This window comes from Providencia sp. PROV119, from assembly GCF_028482435.1.
GTDB classification, from domain to species: domain Bacteria; phylum Pseudomonadota; class Gammaproteobacteria; order Enterobacterales; family Enterobacteriaceae; genus Providencia; species Providencia stuartii.
In genome coordinates this window covers 119,719-143,880 of sequence record NZ_JAMPQL010000004.1, presented here as the reverse complement: position 1 = coordinate 143,880, position 24,162 = coordinate 119,719, and the positions used below count along the sequence as shown (strand labels likewise).

Annotated in this window: 26 protein-coding genes; 8 read left to right on the top strand and 18 right to left on the bottom strand. The window is 46.3% G+C overall.

Annotated features, from left to right (window positions below; genetic code table 11):
• Positions 1-27 precede the first annotated feature (27 nt).
• The 5 genes from PSF11_RS06990 to PSF11_RS06970 form a co-directional block, all read right to left on the bottom strand.
• Positions 28-810 carry a metal-dependent hydrolase gene (locus PSF11_RS06990; RefSeq protein ID WP_004926638.1) on the bottom strand — a complete coding sequence of 261 codons (783 nt, stop codon included), beginning with the start codon at positions 808-810 and terminating at the stop codon, positions 28-30.
• On the bottom strand, positions 803-1,957 hold the full coding sequence (locus PSF11_RS06985; protein ID WP_014656831.1) for a patatin-like phospholipase family protein: 1,155 nt from the start codon (positions 1,955-1,957) through the stop codon (positions 803-805). Before PSF11_RS06985 ends, PSF11_RS06990 begins: the two co-directional genes overlap by 8 nt.
• Before the next feature lie 201 nt (positions 1,958-2,158).
• The gene (locus PSF11_RS06980; protein ID WP_004926633.1) at positions 2,159-2,569 is read right to left on the bottom strand and encodes a BON domain-containing protein; all 411 of its coding nucleotides are present in this window, start codon (positions 2,567-2,569) and stop codon (positions 2,159-2,161) included.
• 279 nt (positions 2,570-2,848) lie between these two features.
• Complete coding sequence (prfC, locus tag PSF11_RS06975) at positions 2,849-4,438, bottom strand: peptide chain release factor 3 (RefSeq protein ID WP_040132808.1); 1,590 nt, start codon at positions 4,436-4,438, stop codon at positions 2,849-2,851.
• A gap of 256 nt (positions 4,439-4,694) precedes the next feature.
• Positions 4,695-5,342 (bottom strand): LexA family protein, encoded by a 648-nt coding sequence (locus PSF11_RS06970; protein ID WP_111804981.1) that lies wholly within the window; start codon positions 5,340-5,342, stop codon positions 4,695-4,697.
• 117 nt (positions 5,343-5,459) lie between these two features.
• On the opposite strand from PSF11_RS06970, the gene PSF11_RS06965 reads away from it, so the two are divergent.
• From PSF11_RS06965 to eexR, 7 genes are all read left to right on the top strand, one after another.
• On the top strand, positions 5,460-5,711 hold the full coding sequence (locus tag PSF11_RS06965; protein WP_000451746.1) for a helix-turn-helix domain-containing protein: 252 nt from the start codon (positions 5,460-5,462) through the stop codon (positions 5,709-5,711).
• A gap of 304 nt (positions 5,712-6,015) precedes the next feature.
• Entirely contained in the window at positions 6,016-6,636 is a 621-nt protein-coding gene (locus tag PSF11_RS06960; RefSeq protein WP_427111279.1) for a hypothetical protein, read from the top strand.
• On the top strand, positions 6,623-7,285 hold the full coding sequence (locus tag PSF11_RS06955) for a DUF6475 domain-containing protein (RefSeq protein ID WP_004249403.1): 663 nt from the start codon (positions 6,623-6,625) through the stop codon (positions 7,283-7,285). The genes PSF11_RS06960 and PSF11_RS06955 overlap by 14 nt, the downstream gene beginning before the upstream one ends.
• Complete coding sequence (locus PSF11_RS06950; RefSeq protein ID WP_004249402.1) at positions 7,272-7,820, top strand: lytic transglycosylase domain-containing protein; 549 nt, start codon at positions 7,272-7,274, stop codon at positions 7,818-7,820. The genes PSF11_RS06955 and PSF11_RS06950 overlap by 14 nt, the downstream gene beginning before the upstream one ends.
• Positions 7,817-8,116, top strand: a complete 300-nt coding sequence (locus tag PSF11_RS06945; protein ID WP_000210563.1) for a flagellar transcriptional regulator FlhD — start codon at positions 7,817-7,819, stop codon at positions 8,114-8,116. Before PSF11_RS06950 ends, PSF11_RS06945 begins: the two co-directional genes overlap by 4 nt.
• On the top strand, positions 8,113-8,646 hold the full coding sequence (locus PSF11_RS06940) for a FlhC family transcriptional regulator (RefSeq protein ID WP_000566755.1): 534 nt from the start codon (positions 8,113-8,115) through the stop codon (positions 8,644-8,646). The genes PSF11_RS06945 and PSF11_RS06940 overlap by 4 nt, the downstream gene beginning before the upstream one ends.
• A 54-nt stretch (positions 8,647-8,700) precedes the next feature.
• On the top strand, positions 8,701-9,132 hold the full coding sequence (eexR, locus tag PSF11_RS06935) for an entry exclusion protein EexR (protein WP_111804982.1): 432 nt from the start codon (positions 8,701-8,703) through the stop codon (positions 9,130-9,132).
• Positions 9,133-9,237: 105 nt separating this feature from the next.
• Here eexR and merA read toward each other — a convergent pair whose 3' ends face one another.
• The 9 genes from merA to chrA all read right to left on the bottom strand — a co-directional run bounded on the left by merA (position 9,238) and on the right by chrA (position 20,045).
• Complete coding sequence (gene merA, locus PSF11_RS06930) at positions 9,238-10,911, bottom strand: mercury(II) reductase (RefSeq protein ID WP_028867977.1); 1,674 nt, start codon at positions 10,909-10,911, stop codon at positions 9,238-9,240.
• 37 nt (positions 10,912-10,948) lie between these two features.
• Positions 10,949-11,356, bottom strand: a complete 408-nt coding sequence (gene merC / locus PSF11_RS06925; RefSeq protein ID WP_235893709.1) for an organomercurial transporter MerC — start codon at positions 11,354-11,356, stop codon at positions 10,949-10,951.
• Positions 11,357-11,371: 15 nt separating this feature from the next.
• Positions 11,372-11,647, bottom strand: coding sequence for a mercury resistance system periplasmic binding protein MerP (gene merP / locus PSF11_RS06920; RefSeq protein ID WP_111804984.1), 276 nt, complete (start codon positions 11,645-11,647; stop codon positions 11,372-11,374).
• Positions 11,648-11,706: 59 nt separating this feature from the next.
• Positions 11,707-12,054 (bottom strand): mercuric transporter MerT family protein, encoded by a 348-nt coding sequence (locus PSF11_RS06915; RefSeq protein ID WP_028867974.1) that lies wholly within the window; start codon positions 12,052-12,054, stop codon positions 11,707-11,709.
• Positions 12,055-12,138: 84 nt separating this feature from the next.
• Positions 12,139-12,528, bottom strand: a complete 390-nt coding sequence (merR, locus tag PSF11_RS06910; protein WP_028867973.1) for an Hg(II)-responsive transcriptional regulator — start codon at positions 12,526-12,528, stop codon at positions 12,139-12,141.
• 97 nt (positions 12,529-12,625) lie between these two features.
• A complete protein-coding gene (locus PSF11_RS06905; RefSeq protein ID WP_102887297.1) occupies positions 12,626-16,195 on the bottom strand; it encodes a conjugal transfer protein TraG N-terminal domain-containing protein in 3,570 nt (1,189 codons plus the stop codon).
• A 3-nt stretch (positions 16,196-16,198) separates the two neighbouring features.
• Positions 16,199-17,587 carry a conjugal transfer protein TraH gene (locus PSF11_RS06900; RefSeq protein WP_102887296.1) on the bottom strand — a complete coding sequence of 463 codons (1,389 nt, stop codon included), beginning with the start codon at positions 17,585-17,587 and terminating at the stop codon, positions 16,199-16,201.
• Positions 17,588-17,589: 2 nt separating this feature from the next.
• Entirely contained in the window at positions 17,590-18,534 is a 945-nt protein-coding gene (locus PSF11_RS06895) for a thioredoxin family protein (RefSeq protein ID WP_111804985.1), read from the bottom strand.
• 371 nt (positions 18,535-18,905) lie between these two features.
• Positions 18,906-20,045, bottom strand: coding sequence for a chromate efflux transporter (chrA, locus tag PSF11_RS06890; protein WP_015066592.1), 1,140 nt, complete (start codon positions 20,043-20,045; stop codon positions 18,906-18,908).
• Between the two features lie 112 nt (positions 20,046-20,157).
• On the opposite strand from chrA, the gene PSF11_RS06885 reads away from it, so the two are divergent.
• Positions 20,158-21,075 (top strand): LysR family transcriptional regulator, encoded by a 918-nt coding sequence (locus PSF11_RS06885; RefSeq protein ID WP_015066591.1) that lies wholly within the window; start codon positions 20,158-20,160, stop codon positions 21,073-21,075.
• Between the two features lie 242 nt (positions 21,076-21,317).
• On the opposite strand, the gene PSF11_RS06880 is transcribed toward PSF11_RS06885, so the two are convergent.
• The 4 genes from PSF11_RS06880 to radC form a co-directional block, all read right to left on the bottom strand.
• Positions 21,318-22,025 (bottom strand): hypothetical protein, encoded by a 708-nt coding sequence (locus PSF11_RS06880; RefSeq protein WP_111804986.1) that lies wholly within the window; start codon positions 22,023-22,025, stop codon positions 21,318-21,320.
• A gap of 89 nt (positions 22,026-22,114) precedes the next feature.
• The gene (locus PSF11_RS06875) at positions 22,115-23,182 is read right to left on the bottom strand and encodes a DUF7146 domain-containing protein (RefSeq protein WP_015066589.1); all 1,068 of its coding nucleotides are present in this window, start codon (positions 23,180-23,182) and stop codon (positions 22,115-22,117) included.
• A gap of 91 nt (positions 23,183-23,273) precedes the next feature.
• Complete coding sequence (locus PSF11_RS06870) at positions 23,274-23,615, bottom strand: hypothetical protein (protein ID WP_015066588.1); 342 nt, start codon at positions 23,613-23,615, stop codon at positions 23,274-23,276.
• Positions 23,615-24,112: a RadC family protein gene (radC, locus tag PSF11_RS06865; RefSeq protein ID WP_000791199.1), complete on the bottom strand. Its 498-nt coding sequence runs from the start codon at positions 24,110-24,112 to the stop codon at positions 23,615-23,617. The genes PSF11_RS06870 and radC overlap by 1 nt, the downstream gene beginning before the upstream one ends.
• Positions 24,113-24,162: the final 50 nt, after the last annotated feature.

Sequence of the window (24,162 nt, the reverse complement as noted above, 5' to 3'; positions counted from 1 at the left end):
GTTCACTTAAGTGAATTTTGATGGCCTTTATTTGAGCAGATTAAATAATGATAGGCTATTTATGTAAAGTTGCTGCGCAATTTCATCTGGACTTTCGTGGCGTAGTTCACATAACGACTGAAAAATCCATTGAATGCGCTCAGGGCGATTGGGTTCGCCTTGAAAACCAGAGACAGGCATATCTGGTGCATCCGTTTCAAACACCAGTGAAGTAAGAGGTAACTGAGCTATCGCTTGGCGAGTTTTATTAGCTCGTTCGTAGGTGATGGTGCCCCCTACTCCAATCGAATAACCCAATTTAATAAAGGCTTGAGCCTGAGATAAGCTCCCCGCAAACCCGTGAATAACCCCACATGCAGGAACAGGATAACGGCGCAATATTGCCGCTAATTGGTCATGGCTTTTTCGCGAATGTAAAATAACAGGTCGATCATATTGCTTCGCCAATTTTAGCTGTGCAATCAAGACACGTTGTTGTAAATCAAACAACGGCTCTTGCATATAGAGATCAAGACCGATTTCCCCTACTGCAACACATTTTGGGCTATGTTGATGGAGATATTCAGCCAATGTTTCCAAGTGGTGTTCTTGAAAAACATTTAAATACAAAGGGTGCAAGCCGATAGCGGCATGCAGTTGTTGATGATCATGTGCTAACCCCCAAACACGCTCAAAATTATCGGCACTGACAGCAGGAATAATAATATCAGTGACCCCTGCCGCTTGAGCAGCCTCTAGGCTTTTATTGATATCACCAATAAAAGGTGGGAAATCAAAATGGCAATGTGTATCAATAAATCGGTTAGTCATTTTTCTCGTTGATCTGTTGCGCCGGCTCCTCATTGGCTGCCACAATTGCGCCCGTCATAATGGCTTGTGCTGTATCGGTCGCTTTTTTCGCTTTACGTTGAGCGACTAATTCACCATCATGCTGTGCATCAGATATCGCCTCTTCATAATCTTGGAGGATCTGCATCTCTTCATGGGCTGCACTTTCAAAACTAAAACGATTGACGGCATCATTATTCATTGTAAAGCAGTGACCCAATGCGGCAATAAAATAGCGCCCACAACGACGACCGACATGATAATCCTGATTAAGTGCTGATAAGCGGCTTCCTAATGCACTACTTTTTAACGGTGTCGGTGGATAAATTTCAAAAATCTGTAAATCACCCGGTGGATTTTCAATAAACTCTTGAGTACGACGATAACTTTTCAGATGAACTTTTAGCATGGTTGCCATTCGTTGTAGACCATACTTTTCACCTTCTAGCCAGCGAGTCATTCTCTTGACCCATTCAGGGGTAAAGTACATTTGTGAAGGCACCGTACGGATGACGACAATCGTGTCAGCGCCCTGACGATATGCCTCTTCAACCGGTATCGCCGCACTGATCCCACCATCGTGATACAAAGTCCCTTCAAACTCAACCCCCATGCGATAAAAACCGGGGATCGCACTGGATGCCCGAATGATATCGAGCCATGTATCCGCATTAGGCTTTAAAAATTCGGCTTCAAAATCATCGCTACGGCTTGCCCCCATATAAAACTCACGCCCCGCCTCCATTAACTCAATGCCAGAGGAGATATGCAGAGGAAACTCTTTCGAGGTGCTTTCCACTAACCAATCTAAATCGATTAAATGCCCCCCTCGAATAAAACGCAGTGGGTTGAAAAAGAGTGGGCTTGTCGTATAACGCGTGATCACCCGCCTAGCATAGCCATATTGACCACAGATATAAGCAGAGAGATTTTGTGCTCCCGCCGATGTGCCAATCATGATATCAAAGGGGTTAAAGCCTGTTTTTAAAAACTCATCCAAAACACCGGCCGTAAAAATACCGCGTTGCCCTCCACCTTCACAGATAAGCGCTGTTTTTCCTTTATTTAGCTCATCATAAAAAGCCAAAGGCTCAATACTGCCAAGTGTTACTGATACATGTTTTCCCATCTTCGTCCCCTGACAACCTTCTACACATAGCGATAGGATGCCTATGTATAAACACAGCCCCATAAAGTAAATTGTCACGAATCAACAATGTAAAAACTGAACCTCTCAGTGAGGTTCAGTTTTTAACTTTGAGCAAATTATTTTAGTCGCTCAACTCACCCAATATGTGCTGACTTGAGCTATTGTGCTGGCCGTTATCGATTAATTCGCCACAACTAAACCATTTTGTACTGATTTTACACCTTCAACCATCGAGACAACCTGAACAATTTTATCGACTTGGTTATTCGATTTCACAAACCCAGAGAGGTAAACAACGCCGTTGACTGTCTTCACCGAAATCGAATTACTGTCGATACCACTGGTTGTTAGCAGCTTACTTTTGACCTTAGCAGTGATGGAGGAATCATCCATATAGTTATCGACACTTTTCGCGCCACTGGATATCGCTTCGCTGGTATCTTTCCCTGCAATATCTGCTGTTTTAACTGCGCTATCCCAAGTTTCAGCAGCTTGCTCTTTCAATGGGGAGTTTGCCGATGAGCTACACGCAAATAAGGTCCCACTTAACCCAATAACAATTAAAGAACGTAAAAGTGCTGAATGTTTCATCGGTACCTTCCTTATCAACTACTGTTTTAAGTATTGAAATACCCACTGTATCGCCATAATCGACGTCATACGCCATATGCCTAAGCGCTGTCGCTATTTCAATTGATAACTATAGACTATGGGAAAAGCCCCTTGAAATAAAGTATTCAAACGCAAAAGACAGAGTAATCTGCAATATTTAGATAAAAAAACAGGAGAGTATTCGAAAATGGATGGTTAATTTGGGAAAACCCACTACAAAAAAGGCCTTTCTGTAGTGGGCTTAGCCTGAAAATAAAATTAGTGTTCGCGGGTTTTACGGAATTTGACTTCCGGATAACGCTCACTGGTCAAGTTTAGGTTAACCATGGTTGGAGCGATATAAGAAAGATTATCGCCGCCATCAAGTGCTAGGTTCTGCTCGTTCTTACGCTTAAATTCTTCGAATTTCTTCGCGTCATCACACTCAACCCAACGTGCCGTTGATACGTTAACCGCTTCATAAATGGCTTCAACGTTATATTCACTCTTCAAACGAGATACAACGACATCAAACTGCAACACCCCCACAGCACCAACAATCAAATCATTATTGGTCAGTGGACGGAAAACCTGTACAGCCCCTTCTTCTGACAACTGAACCAACCCTTTAAGCAATTGTTTTTGCTTTAATGGGTCGCGCAAACGAATACGACGGAACAGCTCAGGTGCAAAGTTAGGGATCCCCGTAAATTTCAGATCTTCCCCTTGTGTGAAGGTATCACCAATTTGGATCGTACCGTGGTTATGTAAACCAATAATGTCACCCGCATACGCATTTTCGACATGAGAGCGATCACCTGCCATAAAGGTCAGCGCATCAGAGATGACGACATCTTTTTTCGTACGCACCTGACGCAGCTTCATACCTTTTTCATAAGTTCCTGAAACAATACGCATGAAAGCAACACGGTCACGGTGTTTTGGATCCATATTCGCCTGAATTTTGAAGACGAAACCGGTAAATTTCTCTTCTGTAGCTTCAACTTCACGCACATCAGTTTGACGTGGCTGAGGCGATGGCGCCCACTGGACTAAACCATCTAACATATGATCCACACCAAAGTTACCAAGTGCAGTACCAAAGAAAACCGGAGTCAATTCGCCTTCAAGGAAAGCATCATGATCGAACTCATGAGAGGCCCCTTTTACCAACTCCAACTCATCACGTAGCTGAGCCGCTAATTCGTCACCGACTTCTTTATCTAAATCAGGGTTATCTAACCCTTTAATAATACGGACTTCTTGGATTGTATGACCTTGGCCTGTTTGATAAAGGATCGTTTCATCACGTAATAAGTGATAAACCCCTTTGAACAACTTACCGCAACCAATGGGCCACGTAATTGGGCAACATGCGATATTCAGCTCATTTTCAACTTCGTCCATTAACTCCATTGGGTCACGAATATCACGGTCAAGTTTATTCATAAAAGTCAAAATCGGCGTATCACGCAAGCGAGTGACTTCCATCAATTTGCGAGTTCTATCCTCAACCCCTTTACCGGAGTCGATGACCATCAAGCAGCAGTCAACCGCCGTTAAAGTACGATAAGTATCTTCAGAGAAGTCTTCGTGCCCCGGGGTATCCAACAAATTAACTAAACAATCATGATAAGGGAATTGCATCACCGATGTGGTAATTGAGATACCACGTTGCTTTTCCATCTCCATCCAGTCTGATTTTGCGTGTTGATTTGAACCGCGGCCTTTTACCGTTCCCGCACGCTGAATCGCTTGCCCAAATAGCAATACTTTTTCAGTAATGGTGGTTTTACCTGCGTCAGGGTGGGAGATGATAGCAAAGGTCCTTCGCTTATTGATTTCATTGAGAAAATCTTGGTTTGCCATGTATAAATTCTTTTAGTTTGTACACGGATTTGTACACACTTTTGGAAGTACTCTCTTTTCAGTTCTTCGCTTGTCAAATCCGTCGTGTTAATCGTAATTGGCCGCTATTTTCGCTGATCTTGACTTTATAAACAATCAATGGTTATCTAATCGGCTATCATTTACTCTCAGCGTGCGCCAATGCTCAGTTGTAGCTGTTTGCAATCGTTGCTTCTTCAGCTCATGAACAACTGTGGCTAAACCACAAATTCCTTCGCTACCAGAAATCGATGATAGCTTGTCGTACTACACCGATGATGGTGCAGTTGCCGTTGATCGGTATTGCAGGGTATTGCGGGTTCAAAGGTTTTAGGTACTTCTGTTCACCATCAATAACTAACTGCTTAAAGGTTGCTTCTTTCGAATCATCCAAACGCGCAACAACCAATGAACCTGAAGAATAAGGTAACTCAGGATCAACAACGATCACTGCCCCCTCAGGTATGGATTTTTTTCCGCTTGGATTTTCCATACTGTCGCCTTTTACGCGAAGTGCGAAACAACCCTCATGTGCTTTCCCAGTGACTTCACGCCACTCCTCAGCATCTTCATGGGCAAATCCCTCCGCTATTTCAGTCCAATCACCGGCCTGAACCCAGTTAATGAGAGGAATTCTTCCCTTAATGTCAGGCCCGACTTCTATATTACCGACTCCCAAGCCAATCTCGCCATCACCTGTGGCGAGCCAATGAGCATTCACGCGAAGCGCCTCCGCGATCTGCATGGTGTAACGAGACCTAGCCGATTTACCAGAGCAAATCTGGCTGATCGACTGCTGTTTGATACCAATGCGACGAGCCAACTCAGACTGAGTCACCCCAGTAAGCTGCAAGGCATGGTTTAGTCGTTCGGATAAAGTTTTCATAAGCCTGTATTCTACAAATAAAACTGTAGCCTTTCAACAATTTTAACTGTTGACTAATCTACAGTTTAAACTGTAACATTCAATCTTGTAACAGTTATTATTGTAACAGGAGACGGTATGGAAGTGTTCAACACGACACAAAAACATCTCCGCCGTGCCATTGACTTGGTCGGCGGGCAATCAGCATTAGCACGAGCCATCAACTCAAAACAGCAAAACGTCTGGTTTTGGTTGAATAAATCAGGGCGTGTTCCCGCTGAATTCGTTTTACCCATCGAACAAGCTACGCAAGGACAGGTAACCCGATCTCAGTTAAGACCGGACATCTATCCCGAATGCCCAAGCGAGCTGAAAGCCAGTAACCAGTAGGATTAAGGGCAAATAATGGTCAGCATTTTACGTAAACACAAAAGCGAGTTCCTCCATGCGTGACTATGGCAAGGTCTATACCCGCTTTTGGCTAAAGCAAAACGTTTTGTCCTGGAGTGACTCAGCGAAGTTGCTAGGACTGTATTTGCTTACATGCCCACATTGTAATTTGCTTGGCTGCTTTCGACTGCCGATTGGTTACGTTGCTTCTGACTTGAACTGGGATGAGCAACAGGTTGCCAAGGCTCTAAAGGAGTTAGAACAAGATCAGTTCCTCATTCGTTGCGAGGAATCCGGTTGGACTTTGATTCGGAGCTTTCTGAAGCACAACCCAATCGAAAACCCGAACCAAGGTAAAGCAGCCTTTCGGTTGCTTAAAGATGTACCTGCCGACTTCATTGGTATGGCATCGCTTTTGAAATCTCTTGCCGCTTTTCAAGCTCGGCTACCAGAAGAATTTTCATCATTGTTTATGCCTGATGGCAACCCGGTAAGGGACTCTCAACGGTCGGATGACTCTGAGAGAAGCAATAAACCAACAGTTAAAACTGTTGACTACATACAGTTTGAAGACTTCTGGGATGTACAAATACGCAAAGAAAAAAAAGCGAAAGCCAAAGAAGAATGGCTACGCATGGGCCTCAATGAAGACCATGAACTCGCCTTGGAAGTGCTAACACGCTGGAAAGAGCAACGAGACAACCGATTGCAGTATCAAGATCGGACTAAGACCCCTATGCCACATAACTGGCTTTTAAACCGCCAATGGGAAGACGAGTACGTTCGCATTGATGAAGTACAGCAATCATCGACGAGCCTAAAGGGCAGCAATCACCAGTTGAACATTGAAGAAAGCAATCGCCGCATTGCTGAAAGCTGGGCCGGACCAGGTATTCGGGAGGTTCGTTCAAGTGCAGGAGGTTGATAAACGCGAGTTTGCTGAAGTTTGGGGAGCTGCTTGGGCCATGTATGGCAAAAGCGTATCACCACAATTGCTATCCATCGCATTTGAAGCCCTTCGTGCTTATAGCATTGAAGAAGTGCGAATCGGTCTGACTCGGCATATTCAATCACCGGATACTGGGCAATTTTTTCCAAAGCCCGCTGACGTCATCAAGCATATCGATGGTAACTCGGGTTCAAGAGCCATGGTTGCTTGGAACAAAGTTGACAAGGCTGTTCGTCAGGTTGGCGCTTGGACATCCGTGATGTTTGACGATGCGCTTATTCACCGCGTTATTTCAGACATGGGGGGATGGGTTGAACTCTGCAAGGTAGATGACAGGGAATACCCCTTTAAACAAAAAGAGTTTTTAACACGCTACCAGGCTTACTTGTTGCGGGACGAAGTGGGTGAATACCCAAGGCTATTACAAGGTATTGCAGACCATCAGAACCAGCAAAAAGGATTTGATATGCAAGCGCCGGTTGCCGTGGGCGATTGGTCAAAAGCAGCACAAGTTTATACAAGAGGCATCACCGACTTTATCGCAGTGCCTTTGAAAAGAATAAGCCCGAAAGCCATTCAGGCGCTTCTCGGAAATCAATTAGAGGACAAAAATGAAAACGATTAAATCAAAAACCATTGCCCTAGTGATAGCCATGTCCGCAAGCACTTCAGTCTATGCGTTTCCGGGCTATCAGTGGGAAAAAGCAGCACAAAGCGTTGGTATTGATCCAGTCATGCTCTACGCCGTTGCCTTGGCTGAGTCGGCCTCACATCGTGGTCTCAACATGACCAGTCCATGGCCATACGCAATTCGCAATGGTTCAAACGCAACCTACGCCAAATCTAAGACAGAAGCAGAGAAACTGTTAAACCAAGCACTGCAAGAGACTGAAAAATATCAGCTCGATATTGGCCTTATGCAAATCAATTTGCATTGGCATGGGCATCGGGTGAGCTCAGCAGCGGAACTGCTAGACCCCATCACAAACCTTACGGTCGGCTCCAGTATTTTGGCCGAAGCAATCAAGTCTTCACCAAATGATTTAGAGCTTGGCATAGGCCGCTATCACAGTTGGAACGAAGAGCGTGCACGCTGGTATGGGCAAAGAGTGCTTTCTATCTATCGCAATATTTTACATGAACTGGAGGTCCGTCAATGACAACCAATCAACAAGACTTCTATCAATTAAACTTGGCGTACCTGCACGCAGCACGGGAATTGGCGCGCATTGATCCGCAAGAGGCTGTCTTGCGCTTTGGACTTACACGCGATGTGGTTGATGCTCTGATTAATGCTGGTGTTGACGACCTGCAACGAGTGGCGACCTCATCATTCATGCTGTTTCAACCAAGGGGTAACCAAAGCCAACTGATTGAGATGGTGAAGAGCAAAGGCACAGGTATCCCAAGAATCGCTTATTTATTATCAACCCTAAACAACAAGGGGGATGCATGATTGATAACCTGTCCAAAAGTGAGCTGTTTACCCGAGCCTCGCTGCTTATTAAATACGGATTTCGAACAACCATTATCGCGCTCGATACAGGTTTGCCAATCCACATTATCAGAAGGCTCCACAAAGAAGTGACTGGCAAGTCACCTTGTCCTGGTCAATTGCCAGAATCTGATGCCATCGTCAAAAGCAGAAGAGCATTAGTTGAAGGCTCCCTGCTTATGGCGCTTTATGTCAATATTGGTGGTGATAATGTCTACAAGCAATTAAATATCGATGCTTTGATGAAGGCTTACGATGCGTATTTGGTTGCAAGAAAAGAAGCAGATCTTCCAGCTGAGATCCCCTGGAAAAAACTGACCATCAATGAAGGTTGGGTTCTAGCTCGTGATTTAAGATCACAGCTAGCATCCTTACACCGGTGTCGATGCGGCAGTCTGTATTTGACGGTATCTCAACAGCGCATTCAGCTTAAATGTCCTGTGTGCGAGATTATGGCCGAGCAAACCACTAGAGCACTTTTTGAGAACTAAAATGCTGATGCATGATTTGATTGTGCACCGCCCGTGCACTTTGAGAGTACTAAGATGATAAAATTACTTAAATCTTTACCAGCACGCTGCTGGTTTATATCACTGGGGCTTTTTCTGGCGACTTTGGCTGCGGCTCATTTTTTTCCCTCAGAAATATTAACGGCATCTGCCAAGTTAGCGGCTTTGCCATTTCTGATTTGCACCATCGTTTTTTTCAGCTACTTGGGATTCAAAGCAATTGCTAGTCCTATCGGCCTTATAACCATCACCACTATGCTTGTAGCAATCGCATATTGGCAAGCGAGTTGGACAATTTTATGTGTAGGTTTAGCCTTCTTAGGCTTAAGCGGACTAATCCATTTATTTCAAAGACAACTGAAAGATACCGGTCGAGAACTAAGCCTGAGCGAAAAAAAATATTGGTACTGGGTAAACGAATTTGCAGATGGTCGCTCATCTATCCTCCCTAAAAAAACAAGGTCATAGTAAATTGACTGCTTTTTTACTTATACTCAAAAAATTGATTGGCACTTTCGTACTACGAATGAAAAATGCCATTTCCATCAATGAATACGGATCAACTCAAGTTCGTTACCCAGCACAACAGGACAGTTCTTTGACATCCTTGTTAAAGGTTTGGGCGCAGAGCTTCAAACCCTCCACCATAGTCAGGTAAGGGAAAAGCTGGTCGGCTAATTCCGTCACCGTCATACGGTTGCGGATCGCCAGCGCCGCACTCTGGATCAGTTCTCCACCTTCATGCGCCAGAATCTGCGCCCCGATCAGGCGGCCAGTGGCTTTTTCCGTCACCAATTTGATAAAACCATCGGTCTCGAAATTCGCCAGTGCGCGCGGCACGTTCTCCATCTCCAATACACGACTGTCGGTTTCAATGTCTTGTGCGTTGGCTTGCTCTTCCGTGAGCCCAACAGTTGCCACCTGGGGATCGGTAAAAATCACTGCTGGCATGGTGGATAGATCCAGTTTGGCGTATCCGCCCGTCATGTTGATGCCGGAACGGCTACCGGCGGCCGCGGCGACATAGACGAATTGCGGCATGTTGCAGCAGTCTCCGGCGGCGTAAATACCGGGAACATTGGTTTCCATGCGTTCGTTAACAACGATTTCGCCCTTTTTGTTGGTCGTAACACCCACCGCGCCCAGATTGAGTTGGCAAGTATTGGCGTGTCGCCCGGTGCTTACCAGCAAACGATCGCAGCGTAGATCGCCCGCGTTAGTTTCCAATGTAAATTGGCTTCCATCGTGGGTCACCTTGGTAGCTTGCGTACTGTTTAATACTCGAATGCCTTCTTTTTCAAAACATCCGGTGAGTTTTTCACCGAGCAAGGGATCTTCCCGATAAAGCAATGTATGTCTTGCTAATATGGTGACTTCACTGCCTAAACGGCGATAAGCCTGGGCAATTTCCAGCGCTACAACCGACGAACCAATCACGACCAGGTGCTGCGGCAATTCCTGAGCAAACAGCGCTTCGGTAGAGGTCCAATAAGGTGTTTCAGTTAAACCATCAATAGGAGGAATGGTTGGCGTGGAGCCGGTAGCGATCAGGATTTTATCGGCGTGAACTGCCTGCTCGGTTCCATCATTTTTTCTGACTATCAGGGTGTTGGCATTTTTAAATTGCGCCCAACCTTTAAGTAAACTAAGCGCAGGATTTGTCTCCAGAATATTCTGGTACTTTGCCGCGCGCAGCTCTTCGACCCGAGCGGTCTGCTGCTGAGTCAACAAGGCTCGACTCAATTGGGGCGCATGATTTTCCAGTCCGGTAAAGGGATTATTGCGTTGCTGCTGAGCCAATTGAGCGGCGCGGATTAGAATTTTTGAGGGTACGCAGCCGACATTCACGCAACAGCCGCCAATCACATCGGCTCCCTCAATAAGAGTGACCTTGGCACCACCTTCAGCGGCTTTAATAGCGCAGGCAAAAGCGCCGGAACCCGTACCGATAATCGCCACGTGTTGAGTTTGGTTGCTTTCAGTGTTGCTTGCATTTTCGTTGTCACAGCAGTCGTTCGGTGAAGTAATTTCTTTTGCAGTGCCAGTGGATTCTTTTGCGATATAACCGAGAGCTTCTATTGCTCCAATGAGAACGGTTACGCTGACCCCACCGTTCGTGGTGATCGTTGCTCTGGCGTTTTCATAAGATATTTCAACCTTATTAACGCCTTCGATCGCATCGAGTGCTTCTTTAACGTGGGCGACGCAACTTGGACAGGTCATCCCTTCTATCGATAGTAAGATCATTCGTTTTCCTCAAATAGTAGTCAGGCATTGCGTCATGTTAAACAGCACAGCTGTCATCATCACAGCGTTTATTCGCCGGTGAAAAAATATCCCAAAGCGATACGGCAACCATCAGGCCTAATGCTGAATAGGAGACATAGCTGCTCCAGCCGTACTGGAAAAACGGATAGAGCGATAACAGCAATAAAATGGGGCCGGCCACACCCAGCGCACTACGGTGCCATTGCCGGTGGCTGAACCAGCCAAGTCCGTTGAGTACCAAGGCAATCCAGGCAAACAGGGGTAATAGCGTGCTAACAAACAGACCTTCCCATTGGCTGAGAAAACCCAGTCCTACCGCAGCGCCCAGACTGGCAATGGCCGGGAAACACATGGCGCATCCCATAGCAGAAACCAGCGCGCCCAATGAGCTAATCTTATCGCCGAACCGGGTCAGTAACCGTATTAGCATTTCTATGCTTTACTCCTTGAGCGTTGACGGATAACCCGCGTTAGCGGTGGCTTCGGTCAGTGCTTTTACCGTGGTTTTTTCGTCGTCGAAGGTGACCACCGCCAGTTTGGTCTTAAAGGTCACTTCGGCTTTACTGACGCCATCGACTTTTTGTAAGGCTTTTTCCACGGTAAAGGGACAGGTCACACAGTTCATGGTTGGGACTTCCAAAGTAACTGTTTTCGGGGCAGCTAAAGCGTTCAGGCTGGTCAGTACGAACAGGGACATTAGGGCGAGTGTTTTCATAATTTTCTCCAAGAGCAAGCCATAAAGATTTAATCAAAATAAAAGGTTAGAAATCGTCATCAGGCGAACCAGACAATCCAATAATTACTGGTGACTAAAACCAACGCAGTCAGTGCCGTTAACCAAAAGATCACCTGCCGACGTTTTCGCACTTGAGGAACTGCACAGGCGGTGCCTGGCTCACAGTCCTCGACGGGGCGATAGACCTTCCAGCCTGCGAAGCCAAATAAGGCTAAAACCAGCAGGATAAAAATGGGACGATAAGGTTCTAACAAGGTTAAATTACCAATCCAGGAGCCACTCACGCCTAGCAGCAACAAGACGAAAGGACCAGCGCAGCAAAGACCAGCGCCAATAGCGGCAATAACACCGCCGATGATTGGAAAGTTGGGATTACTTTTTGACATAACTCACTCTACTTATCGTACTTTAGTAAAACAAGCTTAAACCCCGTACCCAACTACGGAGTCAAGATAAAATTTGACTCATTATTAATCTTCAGGAAGTAGGGAATCAATAATGGGACAGTGGGATTGGTTAGTATTAGAATTACACTCATTCAATAATTCTGTGAGAACGGTTTCTAAGCGGCGAAGACCTGCTATTTTGGCTTTCACACTTGCAAGCTTGTGTAAAGTCATTTCTTGCACTTCTATACAGGGAGTGTCATTAAGGCTGAGTAAATTGGAGATTTCTTCCAAAGTGAACCCAAGATCTTGGGAACGTTTAATGAATTTTATTCGGTTTAATGTTGCCAAAGGATAAAGTCGGTAGCCTAGATGCGGTTTTTCAGGTTTTTCTATAAGACCACGTCGTTCGTAATAACGAACAGTCTCAACATTGATACTAGCTTGTTCGGCTAATTTTCCAATTGTGTACATGTGTTATATTTCTCCGTATCTAAGTACGGAGAAATATATCCCTATCTACGTAATTAAGCCATAAAACTTCGTTAGCCTTGAGCTTCTACTCCTTGTTTTATTTATTTCCTGATGCCTGGTTATATGCCCTAATATCGATCAAGTTGTTCTGAGCATAATCTCCCGCAAGGGATGCATTTGAGATCACTGCAATCTGCTTATCCACAAATGCTTTATCTTCATCAGACACACTGTCAGAGATGTAAGCGCCACTCTCATCCTTTTGACGATACTCATTTAGCATTTGCTCCCTTAGACCAAGCATTTCAGGCGACCAACTCGATGAGTCTTCAGAGTTGAAAACGCGCCCCGCCAAACCTTCATTGAAAGCTTGAGCGAAAACTTGACTTTGAATCGGGGTCAATCCCATTCTCTGCCCTTCGCTGTATGCTTCCTGTTTAAAATCATCAGCATACTGCTCTAGAAACTCACCATATCGATTGTTAACTGCCGCACCGAATGCCCCCGCCAACATGGCTTCAGACTTAGTGCCCCAGTTTACTTCGGAGGCATACTGCGAACTCGATCCACTGTATGCATCATTAAACGCCGTCAATGGGTTTTCCAAAGAGGTTCCGGCATCAACGGCGGCTTTTAAGCCATCCCAGGTTGATTTGCTGGCCACAGTAGCGTTGTGCAAGAAACCTCGTGAGCCAGGATCTTCAAGCGCTTGTTCTTTGTAACTCTCATAGTCTTCGCCAAAGTGATTCAGGGTATGCAGAGCTGCATCAGTATGCTTGCCACTGAAATCACCAATAGCACTGGCGCTGTTGAAGAACATTTCAGCACCAGAAACTCCGCTATCATCAGCCATAATACGTGATCGCCACTGAGATCCAGCTTCACTGTTTAGTTCAGATTGATAGGTACTTGTGTCAGTAGCTACGGCCTGTTGGGCTTGCTGCTGATGCGCATTCAACTGTCCATCTATACCAGACAGATTGGTTTGGTAAGCCGATTGAGCTGCGTTGAACTGAGTTTGAACTGTTGCTGCATCCTCGTAGCCGCCCAATACCCCCGATTCAACTTGGCTTTGAGCACCACCAAAAGTAGGTGCAGCTGATGACAAGCCTTCATTAGAGCGCGGTTGAATTGATCGTAAATCGGCTCCGGTAGCCATGGCCATAACAGTCATTGCTGCTTGATAATCATTGTCTCGTTCAGCGGGCGTTGAGGAGTTGCTATAGGTTAAAGACTCCATAGCTGCGGCCACATACGCCTGATTATCATCAGGTAGCAAGCGCTGATACATTGGAAGGTTTTCACGTAATCGGTTACCTGCTTCAACATGCTGGTTCATATAGCGACCTAAATAATCCATGACTTCAGGATTATCCGCTGCTAATCGAGTTAACGTCGAACCATCCGTGTTCCTTTGTCCTGATAGACTGTAGCTGGCCTGATCAAGCTCACTAAAGCGGTTTGATGCCGTGATAACGTCTTGTGCTGAACTCTGAAGTGACTGATAGTCTTGGTTAGACAACGACATTTCAACGCCAGAACGTCTTGAATCTGAAAGGTCCTTAACCATTGCATCGCGATACTCAGCACGTCGTGAATCACTCGATGCCAAGCTTTGCATTTCCCCAGTGAGTGTATTTGCGGTCGTTGATCGAGAACTGCCTTCTGACGACTCAACTTGGCCACTAAAGTTTCCACCTAAATCCAAGCCTGCTCGTAACCGTGATATTTTTGGCACTCTTGAGGATTCGGGCTTATCGACTCCAGGCAAGTTACCTTGTCGGGAGTCATTCCCCCCTGTACCAAGTAATCTTCCCAAGAAGCCTTTATCTGCTACTTCTTTATCATCGGTATTTGTAATGGTTCCATCTCCACCGACCCTTAGGCCTCCCGATAACACGCCCGATACCAAGCCACGTACAGCGTCTTTTTTATCGTCTCCGAAACCATACCGTGTTTGCAGGTCATCAGTGACCTGATTAACAACGGCGCTAGATGCGGAATTAGAAGAACCGATCTGACGTCCAACCGAAGAAAGGTTGTCGTAACTTAGCTTTTCACCAAAGGTTCGACTCATGGTATTGCCAACCTGACGGCTAAAGGCTTGAGTTGCCTGAGTCATGGATTCTTTTGCAGAGCCGACCATTGAACCCACTGCGTTTCCGACAGAGAAACTGCTTAGTAAGTTTGACGCGCCGGTCATTGCAGAACCCGTGAGGGCTGAATTTTGGAACATTGACTGTGATTGCATCACCGGGGCATTTTTCGCGACATCTGGACTTGCCAGCTTTTCATCAATGGCATCACCGTTTTGAAGACGTCCAGCCAAGTGGGTAGCGGTTATTGCTGAGCCATACACGAGCATGAGCGAAATTGCCGGAACACTCGACGCCAACATGCCGCCAGTAGCTATCCAGGTTTGCAGCACTGAATCCATCTGCATCATCCCAGCAAAAGATGGCACTTCTGTACCTGCAAAGGCATCAAGAGCCGACATTTTCCCTGCAACGGTTAAATGAATATACAGGTTAATGATGGCCATGACAGGCATCCAAAGTTGAATCCAAAGCAGGATTAACAAGTACTTCCCAGCCATTCGCATCCCGATTTGGCCAAGGGCTATCACAAAGGCCATCAAAGGGGTGATGGCGTAAATGAATCCCTCAAAAAACGTCATCATCGGACGAACAATACTTTGGAACAGAGTCTGCTCCGCCGCCCATTGCGTATTGCGCTGCTCAATCGCTTGGTTAACCATAACGGCTGCGGTGAAAGCTTGATCATCCATATACTTGCCCGTCACGCTTTGCTCATAAATAGGCAAAAGCACCGACGCGGTCATGTACTCTTGGGTGTTAACCGAAGCCAAACCAAGGTTATTCAGTGCATTTCGGATCACGTCATCAGTGTCCGTGGCTGACGAAGTCCCCAATGAGGCTGACAGAACCTGTTTAAGCCTTGGAATGAAGGTTGATTCTGTCATGAGTTTCAGTTGGCTGTAGGCATCGGTGCAGTCCAGATCTCTACTGCTACCACTGAGCATGATGCGCGTGCCATAAATGCGCGAATCAAACCTAATCGCAGTCATCGGGTTAGGATCACTCAGCACCTGATCGAGGTTCTTTTGGCCAATGTCGATACCAATCAAGGTGCACTCTTTGATGTAGTTAAACCACGATTGCTCGATGTCCGAGCCGCCGACACGATTTGCATCACCCAACCCAGAGCGATCCATCACCTGTTTTCTCACTTTAATCAGTGACTGTAAACTGGATGCAAAGCCGTATTCCGTCATGGCGGGAGTTGAGAACGCCGTTTCAAACAATCGCGTGATTTGAAAGCCGACAGTTGAAATCGTACTGCCTGCGGCAGCAACACCGATGGGCACATTATCAACCACTCGAACTTGTCCCGTGTACGCATCCTCAATGCTCACTCGGGTACTGGGTCCAAACATGGTTGCAAAGACTAACCATGAGACTAAAACGTGTTGAAAGTTAATGCCACGACCGCCTTGCATTAAGGCCTGAACAGAGACCATCAATACCCCAATGAGCAAGCCAATGCGAACCATTGAAGTAAAGTCGCCTGTACCAGTAATCATCGCGACAGCGTTCAAGACCTGCTCTAAAAATGCCGAATCCCCGATGGAATAGATCTCCCACATGACCTATTCCCCCAGTGCCGTAGATTTAACGGTGTAATAACGCTGTTTGCGAATGGTCTGAATCACCTGGTTAAAATGCGCCAGCAATTCTTGCTCTGAGCCGTATCTTCGCTGCAACGCAGCGTACTCCTCATTGATTTGGCGACGTGCACGTTCAAGGTCTTCCGTTAATAACTTCGCATAGGCATGATCTTCCACACCGGAGGTACTTCTAGCTGCATTGAGCATGTCTTCAACCAATGCTTGGGCCATCTCAACAGCAATAAATGGCGCAGCTCTTGAAGCAAACGACCTAGCAGCCCCTTCATTTAATGCAGAAAGTGTTCGAATCATGCCGCCAATGCTTGCAGGAGCCGAGGTCATAAAAGCTTTTTCAGTGGTGCTAGCTGCCCCTGTATTTCGAGCAAATTTAAAAATAATGCCGTTACTAGAACCTGTACCTAGAAGTAAATTTTCTACCTGGGTTGATAACCCAGTAAGAGTCACGTTAGTAATTGTCGGGTTCAGACAACCGTCTTGCGTCACTGTGTCACATCGGTACATAGCGACGTTACCGCCGTGAATTAGATGCTCAATAGTCACTTTATTGCCATTCAGCCTGGTCAGTTTTGGGGCTTTACCTTGGCCATCAGCGGCATTAGCTAGATCACCAACAATGATCGAACCCGTCACAGACATAACCGCTTCTAGAAAACGGTCATCCCCCGATGCAAACCAGCTTGATGCAGAGTGACGTTTCAGTGCTCGCCAAACCAAGTTGCCTTTAATCGTTTTGTTCACATCAGATGCCGCGACACTTGAAGCATTCTCGTAAGGGTTCTTACCATTGGATTCACTCCAACTGGTAAAAATGTCTCCAGCCCCTTTAAGTGAGCTCAACATGCTGGCTTCTGTTTGCCCCTTCTTACCAAAGGCGGCCAGGGTATCGTTCACGACTCCCTGAGCCATTTGACAGGAATTGCCAAAATACTCGTTCAACTGCTGGATTTTCTTTTGCAGAGTCTCCATGTGCTGGGAACATTTCTCACACATAGCACTGAGCGCCAATTGGAATGCGTATCCCTTGGCATTTGCCGCTACAGAGCGAAGTAATTGAACAAACTGATCTGCATTAACAAATGACAAACTTCCAGCGAACATATCAATGCCGCCACAACCGGCTTGGAATGACGGAGGCACCATAGAGACGAGGTTCTCGTTCATGATCCTGTTACGAACAACAACACTTCCGCCAGATATAACGCCACGCCGCTGACTCTCGAATACACCAGGCGCAGTGCTGTTGGTCATTGAACCAAATAACTGGTTCATCTCCTGTTGCAAGCTTGCTTGGCTCATAGACGAAAAACCAATCGCACAGACGATTAGCGATACTCGTAATACTTTTTTCATCGTTATAACCCTCCTTGTGCACGCAGATAGCGAACAAGGAACTCAGGGTCCTGTAATATCTTCTCGTTAAGCTCTTGGGCTGACATCGCGAGTGACACGCCGGGCTGAACAGGTCTGGTGGCATAGTAAGTTTGATCGTCAATCCAACCGGCTTGATGGGCTGCGAGAATAATTCGATTATTGAGCTCATCAAGGCTCATTGCGCCTTGGCCAATCGGAGTGATGACATTAGGCGGATCAACTAAGAATACGGCAGGGACAGTCGTAACGGACAAGGATTGAGCTTGTCCTGAATCGACTTTGTAATTAGGAAACTCTCCACCCGGTAAAGGCAAGCCATCGACTGCAATAGCAAACACCTCGAAACCATAGTTCAAAGCCATTGATTCGATGATAGGCGCTTGAGCATGGCAGTAAGGGCAATCAGAACGATAGAAGAAGAATAAGCCAGCCCGTTTTGCTACTTCACCTAAAGCAATATCTCGTTGAGCGCCAGCTTCTCGATCCATCCGATTGGCAGCATAGGTAGCCAAGGGTCTGCGACTGATTTCATCCAAAACTGGATCGCCCATGACTACCTGCTGACTAACATCAGCAAACTGTGAGCCCTTATCCATCATGACGCGCTGGAGATACAGATAGGCTCTGACGTTCTCATTCGTCGGCTCATCAATTGCCTTGTCCATGAACGACTGCATGTGCTCACGAAACCAGGCAGCACTGAAAGGCTTTAGCCCGCTCTGACTCGACTCTGCCGCACCAGATTCCGGCTTAATAAGCTCTTCAGCCTCCGCTGGCTCAGGAATGACCTGATACCAAAACCAGCCTTCCTGACCACGCTGATAGAATGGCCCATCACTGGCATGGGCGGGCAAGATGAATAGAAATAAAATAATGATTGGGATGGTCACCCATAGGATAAACCAAGGTAACAAAGGGGTTCTCATTGTCAGCTCCAGAAAATTTCATAGAGCTAACATGCTAAAGATCCCCATAAGAGCGATTGGCCAGATAGATGAAGGAATCGTGTGTGTTTCTGACTAGCTGTTTTGACCAGTAACAACAGCTAACTTTAATGAGCAAAATATATGACGACGATTGATGGGGGGAGCCGATCAGATCGTAGCTTCTTGATTTAGTTCCATCGATTTAAGCAACAAAGCCGGATGCAGTGTAAATATGGGATAATAATCTCCTACCTTTGTGATGCTCTTTTAATCGGGGTCTGTTCCGTTATCGCTATCTAATCTAAGAACAAGGGCACTCGTATTTGAGTGCCCATGGTTTATCTGGATTCAATGGCTGGCTAATCAGGAGGCTACATCATGCCCGTGACAAGGCCTGCCGCCACAAAAAATACGATCATCCACAGCACCGAAAGGTTGAGCTTTTTGTGTAGATAGAAACCTACAATCACTAACGCCATGTCGATGGGAGCAACAACTGCGCTGCTAAATACTGGCTGGTAAAGTGCCGAGAGTAGCAATCCTACTACCGAGGCGTTTACACCGTTGATGGCGCCGGAGACCAACGGTTTGCTTGCCAGTGCTTGCCAGTTTTTAAGTACGCCAAGCAGTAAAAGAAAACCTGGTAGGAATACACCAAGCGTTGCGATCAGCGCACCTAAAATTGGCGTATCCGAAAGCTCATAACCGATAAAAGTTGCAAAGGTGAACATTGGCCCCGGTACAGCTTGTGCAGCGGCGTAGCCTGTTAAAAATACATCTGGGCTGAGCTGATCGCCAACAATGTTTTGCAGAAGCGGCAGCACCACATGACCGCCACCAAACACTAAGCTACCAGCTTGGAAAAAATCACTAAACAGCCCAAGCAAAGGCAACGTATGAGCCACTAACGGTAAGCCGAGTAAAAGCACCGCAAATAGAGCCAGTGGCGCTATAGACGGTTTAAACGGCTCGGTTGATGGCACGGAGCCTTTCCTCAGATATCGCAAACCGACAATACCGGCTCCGAGCAACACGAACATTTGCGTCATGATGCTTGGTGCCACCAACAACGCAATCGCAGTCGCGACGCACAAACCAGCGGTCAGTTTGCTTTGACAGAAGTTTTTGTACATGCCCCAGGTCGCATCCGCCACGACAACGACAGCTAGTAGTTTTAGCCCGTGAACGATGTTTTGAAACATTGCGGTGTCGGTGATTTGGCTACTCACCATCGCTAGCGCCAACATGATGATCACCGAAGGAAGCGTGAATCCGACAAATGCTGCGCATGCACCACTTAAACCGCCGCGCTTATAACCCAATGCAAAGCCGACTTGGCTTGATCCCGGTCCCGGCAAAAACTGACTGAGCGCGACAATTTGAGCGTACTCGCTGTCATCAAGCCATTTCAGTTTCTCAACAAAGGTTTGGCGAAAATAACCAATATGAGCCGCTGGGCCGCCGAAGCTGAACCAACCCAGCCAGAAAAAAGTCTTGAAGATAGTGAACATGTCGAGCCTGTTTATTTAAAAAGCATTTTTGCTAATTTATCGAATGCTATAAAATGACTCAAATTGATGATTTTGATTTCATCTATGAATGAAATGGGATGAGGGTGTTGAAGTGAAAGAGGACATTCAGTGGCGCAACATTGACTTGAACTTGTTGGTGACGTTTTCCTACCTGTATCGCCATCGAAGCGTTAGCGTCGCGGCAGAGAAAAGTTGCGTTAGCCAGTCGGCGATGAGCCATAGTTTATCTCGTTTGAGGTTGTTGTTTGATGACCCGCTTTTTGAGCGCAAAGGGCATAAGATGCAGCCCACAGAGCACGCTCACCACATCGCGCCAACCGTGCATAACTTGCTGGACTCTATCGCCAAAGACTTGCTCACTAAGTCTGCCTTCCAACCTGAAAATTACGCGGGTGTATGTCGCATTGGGTTAACGGATTATGCTGAGTTTATCTTTGCGCCTCGGGTTTATGACGAAATACGTCAGCGCGCACCAGAGGCGCAGATCAGTTTTATTAACGTCAATCGTAGCAACTACGTGGCATTAACAGAGCAGGAAAAGCTCGATGTCATTATTGGCAGCATTCCGTTGTTAGATGACAACTTTGAGAGCTTGTACTTGTACACCGAAAAACACGTGTGCATGTGTGATAAACAGGTATTGAAAGGGGAAACACAGCTGTCTCTGGAAGCGTTCGCTAACATCGAGCAAGCTCTGGTAAGTCCCGATGGGAGCTTAAAGACACAAGTAGACCAAAAGCTCGCAGAACACGGCTTGAGGCGTAAAGTCACCGTGGCTTCGCGCAATTTTCTCACCATTCGGCATTTATTGAAAAAGCGCGATCTAATTGCCATCGTGCCAGAAAAAATGGCGTTGGCGGAGGGCTTTTCGGACGATCTCATTACTGTTAAGCCGCCGATCGCCGTTGCGGATTTTGATATTGCCATGCTGTGGCATTCCAGCCGAAACAATGAAGACAAAGGCATTTGGCTACGCGAGTTAATTTCTTCGACCATCAGCTCTAAATGATAAACATTTTGGGCACTCATCGTGCCTAGAGTTATTTGTTGTTGAACTTCTTACTACCCACTGAGTTATTAGCGTTATACCGAAATAGTACTGATTAAGTAAAATGAATGTCTTTGGTTAGGAGTAATGATACTCCTGATTTAATTCATAAAAGAGGATAATGGAAAAGGTATCATTGAGTTGTACCAGGTTGCTGAGGTCTGCTATCGGCACCTAAGTAAGTATCGCCAATACACATTAGCTCACTTTACTTCGAAAACCGTAACCAACGTTTTAATTGAGCCACCAGGAATCATAACAAAGTACATATTGCTCCCCACATGCTGCCAGACCTCGGCCTCTTGTGCATATTTTTTTGCTTTTTGGATAGCGACGTTTTCTGGCAACTGAGTTTTAGTTAGCCCCGAACATAGCAGCTTTGAGCACAAAGCCTTCCAAGGATGCTTAGGTACGCCGTCTGAAAGCCGTTCCACGAATCTTTCAAGCGCGTGACGAGTCACCACGACAGGTCCAATTTTCGGAACGTTGATGACCTCATCGATGTCTCTCACTGTAGCATTATCGACGCTGTATTCTTCGAAGGAATGTGAGAGCCAATCGTCCTGCTTCTCTACCGAGATCTGTGCTTCCTGGTATCGAGTTAGCAAAAACCTAGTCAGGCTGTAAAGTGAATGCTGAGTTGAGCGTTGTTTCTGTAACTTTTTGATAGCTCCTTTACTGACCCGGATTTGAAGCCCATGACCGCTTCGGTTACTTCCCATCACCTCTTTCACTGACAGTAGGTGATGAATCGCATAAAGCTCAGCTGCAATTGGCTTTTGCTGCTCAGGTAGCTTGTCGTATTGCTCACCTAAATCGACCTTTAGCTCACCACCTCTTCGAAGGCCGGTCTTCCAGTAAACCGTAAATTCACCATCAATCTGCTTTGTTAACAGGGTTAATACCATCATGTTTGTTTCTCCTATTGGTTCTCTATTTTTCATTCTCCATGTTTTTTCAAATATGCAAGGCGTAAAAAAAGGGGCCGAAGCCCCTTGGATCAGATATGAACTTTCGGAAAGCCCATGGCACCGTAAACATTCAGCACATCATTCCAATCCCAACTTTTCACGCCAAGTGACGTTGGTATCGGAGGGATCAAGACTTGTGTCAGAATGCCTTTCTGCCAGGCTTTTTTCTTGAGTTCATTCGCTGCATTCAGGCCGGTCTCAGAGAGATCATGATCTGCCCAGATGTACAGCATTTTCACATTACTTGGTGGTTCAAACCTAGCCAGTAGGGTTGCATTCACAACCGACCAACATGTTTGTCCCGTTGCTCTGGTAACCGCTAAAGCCGTTTCGATACCTTCAGAAACACCTAGTACCTCACCAGGCTCACCAATCGGAATGGCACCACCTGTGATTGTTCTGTCACTTGGTATCGGCATCATCTTTTTAGGCCTTTCAACCGGCGCTTTGAATCCATCTTCACTTAGGTAGATCCGATGGAACGTGGCCGAACGCCCTTGCTGAGTAACGATTTTACCTAGCAGCGCTGGGTAGCTATCGATAAACAGGCCATCTTCATCATGGTAAGGCAAGTTTGGATGAAACCTCAGCACCGAATCCCATTCAGGACGAAGCCGGGTAACAATGCCACGACGATGCATGTAGTTCCAAACTGGTTGCGCACGAGTATCTGCAAGAGAAAACGTTTCTCCCCAGGTTTGATTCAAGCGATGGATAATCGCTTTGTCCTCTTCCTGCCTTTTCGTCTTCCAGTCAACAGCGTTACTCGGTATTACCCGAGTTGGTACTTGTCCGGGTTGAATACCTAGAACTTGACCGATTGCTTCAATAGACTGAGCAAAGTTCCATCCATTAATCCAAGACAACAGTTCAAAGCCATCATGAAAGATACCGCAGGTATTACAAACGCCACCACCGGTATATTCAGCATCTTTGAACAGCCTAAAGCCATCACGACCGCCATGAACAGGACAAGCCACATGACGGCCTTTTCGAGCAATAGCAGCATCAAGTTCTGGCACCAACGCCGCCAAGACTTGAAGCCATTGGCCATTGAGATATGGCCTTACTGTGTCAATTTGTAAAGGTAACGCCATATAACCTCCTTAAGTAAAATGCCGACTCCTACCACAGGAGGTAAAAGTCAGCTTGGGTCCTGCAATGAGCCGTTTGGTTAATGCAGGAACGTTAGTCAAGCTGGATACCATGTCGTCTTAATAGCCACATGATGGAATCACGAAGCACATCAGGATCGACAACCGCAGCCATTGAGCAAACACGAAAGCAAAATGGCGCTATTTCGTCATTTTGAATCCACGACAACACATCCTTGCGCAACCGAGTGCTGACACGACCGTCCAGCAATACTCGGATCGCATCCAATAGAATGCCTTCGCGTAACTGCCAGATTTCCGTGTCAGACCAAGTGACTGGGGCATCATCAAACTCAAATAGAAATTCGAGCTGTGATGATGTGTGTTGATGGGACTGCTTTTGTGATGTAGGAGAATGGGCAATGCGCCCATTCATTAAAGATAACCGCGTTCGGCAAGCGAAACGCAGCCCTCGGATGCGACCACAACATGGTCAAGCGTTCGAATATCAACAAGTGACAAGGCGTCACGGAGTCGATGAGTAATGCGTTTATCAGCTTCACTTGGCTCAGGATCACCCGATGGATGGTTATGAACCAATATCACTGCTGCTGCATTAAGTTCTAGCGCTCGCTTTGTTACTTCCCTTGGATACACGCTCGCCGCATCTAAAGTGCCTTTGAACAGCTCTTCAAATCGAATAACGCGATGCTTTGTATCAAGAAACAGTACGCCAAAGACTTCGTGCTCATACTCGTGCATCAGTGTTTGCAGGTATGAGAACGCCGACGATGGCTGTTCAATTTTTCGACCTTTACTCAATCGACCACGGGCAAGCTTGAGCGCCATATCTAAGATATCCGCTTCAGTCACTTGCTCAGGAACGATGTAAGTACCGGCTTCTTCGCCAGCTAAGAACTTTTTGTTTTTCATAGGAGTCTCCCAAAAAAAAGCGGAGACGAACCCATGCCCAGACGGGGACG

Bases quoted from the DNA above. Each gene is read 5' to 3' on its own strand.
- PSF11_RS06990 (WP_004926638.1), bottom strand. From the start codon at position 810: ATGACTAACCGATTTATTGATACACATTGCCATTTTGATTTCCCACCT.
- PSF11_RS06985 (WP_014656831.1), bottom strand. From the start codon at position 1,957: ATGGGAAAACATGTATCAGTAACACTTGGCAGTATTGAGCCTTTGGCT.
- PSF11_RS06980 (WP_004926633.1), bottom strand. From the start codon at position 2,569: ATGAAACATTCAGCACTTTTACGTTCTTTAATTGTTATTGGGTTAAGT.
- prfC (WP_040132808.1), bottom strand. From the start codon at position 4,438: ATGGCAAACCAAGATTTTCTCAATGAAATCAATAAGCGAAGGACCTTT.
- PSF11_RS06970 (WP_111804981.1), bottom strand. From the start codon at position 5,342: ATGAAAACTTTATCCGAACGACTAAACCATGCCTTGCAGCTTACTGGG.
- PSF11_RS06965 (WP_000451746.1), top strand. From the start codon at position 5,460: ATGGAAGTGTTCAACACGACACAAAAACATCTCCGCCGTGCCATTGAC.
- PSF11_RS06950 (WP_004249402.1), top strand. From the start codon at position 7,272: ATGAAAACGATTAAATCAAAAACCATTGCCCTAGTGATAGCCATGTCC.
- PSF11_RS06945 (WP_000210563.1), top strand. From the start codon at position 7,817: ATGACAACCAATCAACAAGACTTCTATCAATTAAACTTGGCGTACCTG.
- PSF11_RS06940 (WP_000566755.1), top strand. From the start codon at position 8,113: ATGATTGATAACCTGTCCAAAAGTGAGCTGTTTACCCGAGCCTCGCTG.
- eexR (WP_111804982.1), top strand. From the start codon at position 8,701: ATGATAAAATTACTTAAATCTTTACCAGCACGCTGCTGGTTTATATCA.
- merA (WP_028867977.1), bottom strand. From the start codon at position 10,911: ATGATCTTACTATCGATAGAAGGGATGACCTGTCCAAGTTGCGTCGCC.
- merP (WP_111804984.1), bottom strand. From the start codon at position 11,647: ATGAAAACACTCGCCCTAATGTCCCTGTTCGTACTGACCAGCCTGAAC.
- PSF11_RS06915 (WP_028867974.1), bottom strand. From the start codon at position 12,054: ATGTCAAAAAGTAATCCCAACTTTCCAATCATCGGCGGTGTTATTGCC.
- merR (WP_028867973.1), bottom strand. From the start codon at position 12,528: ATGTACACAATTGGAAAATTAGCCGAACAAGCTAGTATCAATGTTGAG.
- PSF11_RS06905 (WP_102887297.1), bottom strand. From the start codon at position 16,195: ATGTGGGAGATCTATTCCATCGGGGATTCGGCATTTTTAGAGCAGGTC.
- PSF11_RS06900 (WP_102887296.1), bottom strand. From the start codon at position 17,587: ATGAAAAAAGTATTACGAGTATCGCTAATCGTCTGTGCGATTGGTTTT.
- PSF11_RS06895 (WP_111804985.1), bottom strand. From the start codon at position 18,534: ATGAGAACCCCTTTGTTACCTTGGTTTATCCTATGGGTGACCATCCCA.
- chrA (WP_015066592.1), bottom strand. From the start codon at position 20,045: ATGTTCACTATCTTCAAGACTTTTTTCTGGCTGGGTTGGTTCAGCTTC.
- PSF11_RS06880 (WP_111804986.1), bottom strand. From the start codon at position 22,025: ATGATGGTATTAACCCTGTTAACAAAGCAGATTGATGGTGAATTTACG.
- PSF11_RS06875 (WP_015066589.1), bottom strand. From the start codon at position 23,182: ATGGCGTTACCTTTACAAATTGACACAGTAAGGCCATATCTCAATGGC.
- PSF11_RS06870 (WP_015066588.1), bottom strand. From the start codon at position 23,615: ATGAATGGGCGCATTGCCCATTCTCCTACATCACAAAAGCAGTCCCAT.
- radC (WP_000791199.1), bottom strand. From the start codon at position 24,112: ATGAAAAACAAAAAGTTCTTAGCTGGCGAAGAAGCCGGTACTTACATC.